The sequence below is a fragment of the Calditrichota bacterium genome, from assembly GCA_016867835.1.
Classification (GTDB): domain Bacteria; phylum Electryoneota; class AABM5-125-24; order Hatepunaeales; family Hatepunaeaceae; genus VGIQ01.
Window position 1 is genome coordinate 1 of the sequence record VGIQ01000179.1, and the last position, 3,116, is coordinate 3,116.

Genomic DNA, 3,116 nt, shown 5'->3' on the forward strand with positions numbered 1-3,116 from the left:
CATGAACGAGTATAACTGTAACCGCCCGCATCAGGGCTATAGACTAAACGGCTGCACCCCAGCAGAACGACTTATCGCGGCTCCAAAAGCTGCTTGATTGTAAACACGTTGACAAGACAATACAATTCAATCAATATACGAAAAATCATATCAATATCCTACTATATTATGCACCTGTTAATATGTAGGAAGAACAACAGAAGATGCGCTCGGTTCACGGTTGAGGTCTCACACAAAGGATGTGAAAGGTTGGACGCTCTTTTCATTCATTGCATTGAAGCCGGTTGACTCGAACGGTAATTTACTTACTGCAACCCATATTCCTGCAAATGGATTAATTGTGATGTTGGAAGCATTCCTAATTTCGCTTCTCGATCCTCCAGGCAATCGGAAGGATGGGGACAGAATTTCGATAACAGAGTACTCGCAAGTAAAAGCGTAAAACAAGCCAATATGCGTCGCGAAATCCCTTTATTCATCACCTTCATTATCGGCATAGCGCTGGTGGTGGCGCTCTTTATCCCGCGGGAGCCATTCCCCGAACTCGACGCCGAGTTCAGCCGGTGGTTCGACATAATCGCGGTCTTCGCCTTCGTCCTCGGCGGCGGGAACCTCTTGCAGGTGCATGTGGACCGGATCACCCGGCGGCACCCCGACAAATGGTTCTCGGTCGTGACGTTGGTCGGATTCCTCGCGACCTTGGTCATCGGCCTGGGCAAGATCGGTGGCGATCCCGGCTTGAAAGGCAACTACATCGCCGAGGGCACCTGGTTTAAGGTGATCTACGATGCGGTCTTTACCCCGCTTACGGCGACGATGTTCAGCCTCCTTGCCTTCTTTGTCGCCTCGGCATCCTACCGGGCGTTCCGCGCCAAGACGCGTGAAGCGACAATCCTGCTGGTAGCCGCGTTCATTATCCTCGTCGGCCGGACGCCGCTCGGCTACTACCTCACTTTCTGGCTGCCCGATCCGCTCCAGTTCCTGCACATTCCCAACCTCTCGGCGTGGATACTATCCGGACCCAATCTGGCCGGGCAGCGCGCGATCATGATCGGCATCGCCCTCGGCATCATCGCGACCTCGCTTAAACTCATCCTTGGCATCGAAAGGGGGTACCTCGGTGGGGAAAAGTAAAACTGGCTTCCTCGACCGTTTAATGCGCATCGATCGCCGGGTGATCTTCATTTTGATTGCCCTCGCGGTTGCAATACCTATGGCTCTGAACCTCGTCTTTGTCGTCCGGCCATCGCCAATCGTCGAAGCGATCTTCGACAAGGTCGAATCCCTGCCGCCCGGCTCGAAGGTGCTGATTTCATTCGATTACGGTCCCTCGACTGTGCCTGAAAACCAGCCGATGGCTGACGCGATGACCCGCCACTGCCTGATAAAGGGGCATAAGGTCTATCTGATGGCCGTTTGGGCGACCGGCGAAGCTCAGGCCAACGTCACGATCGATCGCGTCATTCGGGGCGAGTTTCCCGACCGGGAGAACGGCGTCGATTGGATACACCTCGGCTACAAAGCCGGTAATCAAGGGTTAATCAACGCCATCTTCAATGACATCAAGGGGATGTTTACTACCGACGTAACCGGACGTGACATTAATACCTTCCCGATTATGGCGAGTGTGAACGGGCTGCGCGACTTTGACCTTATCCTCTCGGCGGCTTCAGGAAAGCCAGGCCTTAAAGAATGGGTGCAGTTTGCCGGCGATCGCGGCAACATCCCGGTAGCCGGCGGCGTAACCGCCGTCGAAGCGCCGTTGCTCTATCCATACTACCCCCGGCAGTTGCTTGGCTTGATGGGCGGCCTCCAAGGCGCAGCCGAATATGAGGCGGCTATCGTCCGCGCTTATCCGAAATATCGCGAAACAAGTATGGTGGCAGTCCGCAGTATGGGCCCGCAGACGATTGCGCACCTGGTGATCATCTTCTTCGTAGTGGTGGGCAATGTTGCTTTCTTTATCCAGCGCTCAAGGGAGAAGAAGGCGCGAGTGGGGTAAGACCAGATGGAACGGACATTACAGGTCATCAATGAACTGGAACGAGAAGGCATCATCAAACGCTATGCCATAGGCGGCGCCATGGGAGCGCTGTTCTATTCTGAACCGCTGACCACATTTGATCTCGATCTATTCTGCGAACTTGAAATCAATGACTCGGGCCTGGTAGTTTTGACGACGGTCTATGACGCCTTGAGCCAACGAGGCTATCAACCCGCTGGCGAAGCGGTGCTCATCGAAGGCATACCGGTTCAGTTTTTGCCCGTTGATGACGACCTGCTTGGTGAGGCGCTTGATGAAGCGCAATGGAAGGCTTATGGAACGACCATGGTGCGGGTTTTTCGAGTAGAGCACTTGATTGCTATTGCCCTAAAGACCGGCCGTAACAAGGATCGTGACCGGGTCGGAAGACTTCTTGATGAAACGGAGCATGATCAAGAGTATTTGGAACAGGTCATTCTGCGCCACAACCTGTTGGTGAGATGGATGCAATGGCAATGAAGTTGGTGTCAAAAGAAGATATCTTCAAGGATAAAGCTCGCCGTCGTAAGAGTCTGGCAGCGCTGCCAATAGAGGAAAAGGTCCGCATTGTGGTTGAACTGCAGCGAATAGCCGAGCCTATTCTCAAAGCACGGGGAATCAAGGTAAAGGTTTGGGAGATCGGCGATAACGAATCTTCTGGTGAAGCAGGTTGATGAGAACTAACGGCCGTAACCTGAATGCTCTACTCAATAATAGACGGCCGGGAGGCAGAATGATCGCGATTCTGAAGCACGGTCGACCACTGGCGTTGCTATTGTCGCTACTGCATCTTGCAGGATGCACAGCGACCATATGGCAACCGAGGATAATCGAAACGAGCGATTTCGTCAACTCTGACGGCATTGTCGGATTCGTCAAGTGCCATATGAAGGCCGGGGACATCTATGTCTTTAAGGCCTGGCACTTGAGTGATGACCACCAGACATTGACCGGCAAGGGATTGCACTACGGTGTCGATCGTAAACGTTCTACCCCCGGCGAGTTCACAGTTGAACTTGCAGAAATTGCGCTGATCGAAACCACCCACCCGGGAGAATTCGTTTCCGGTCCCGCCGCGGTGATGGGGGTGATG

General features: G+C 53.5%; 5 protein-coding genes. All 5 read left to right on the plus strand.

Annotation, left to right across the window (positions count from 1 at the left end):
- The first annotated feature begins 453 nt into the window (after positions 1–453).
- Entirely contained in the window at positions 454–1,134 is a 681-nt protein-coding gene (locus FJY67_11735; protein ID MBM3330120.1) for a hypothetical protein, read from the plus strand.
- On the plus strand, positions 1,121–2,002 hold the full coding sequence (locus FJY67_11740; GenBank protein MBM3330121.1) for a hypothetical protein: 882 nt from the start codon (positions 1,121–1,123) through the stop codon (positions 2,000–2,002). The genes FJY67_11735 and FJY67_11740 overlap by 14 nt, the downstream gene beginning before the upstream one ends.
- A gap of 6 nt (positions 2,003–2,008) precedes the next feature.
- The gene (locus FJY67_11745) at positions 2,009–2,503 is read left to right on the plus strand and encodes a hypothetical protein (protein ID MBM3330122.1); all 495 of its coding nucleotides are present in this window, start codon (positions 2,009–2,011) and stop codon (positions 2,501–2,503) included.
- Positions 2,485–2,697, plus strand: a complete 213-nt coding sequence (locus FJY67_11750) for a hypothetical protein (GenBank protein ID MBM3330123.1) — start codon at positions 2,485–2,487, stop codon at positions 2,695–2,697. Before FJY67_11745 ends, FJY67_11750 begins: the two co-directional genes overlap by 19 nt.
- A 59-nt stretch (positions 2,698–2,756) precedes the next feature.
- On the plus strand, positions 2,757–3,116 hold a 360-nt coding region (locus FJY67_11755; protein ID MBM3330124.1), incomplete at its 3' end, for a hypothetical protein.

What these genes read in the sequence shown, in the direction of transcription:
- FJY67_11750 (MBM3330123.1), top strand. Translation starts at nt 2,485, where the DNA reads ATGGATGCAATGGCAATGAAGTTGGTGTCAAAAGAAGATATCTTCAAG.
- FJY67_11745 (MBM3330122.1), top strand. Translation starts at nt 2,009, where the DNA reads ATGGAACGGACATTACAGGTCATCAATGAACTGGAACGAGAAGGCATC.
- FJY67_11735 (MBM3330120.1), top strand. Translation starts at nt 454, where the DNA reads ATGCGTCGCGAAATCCCTTTATTCATCACCTTCATTATCGGCATAGCG.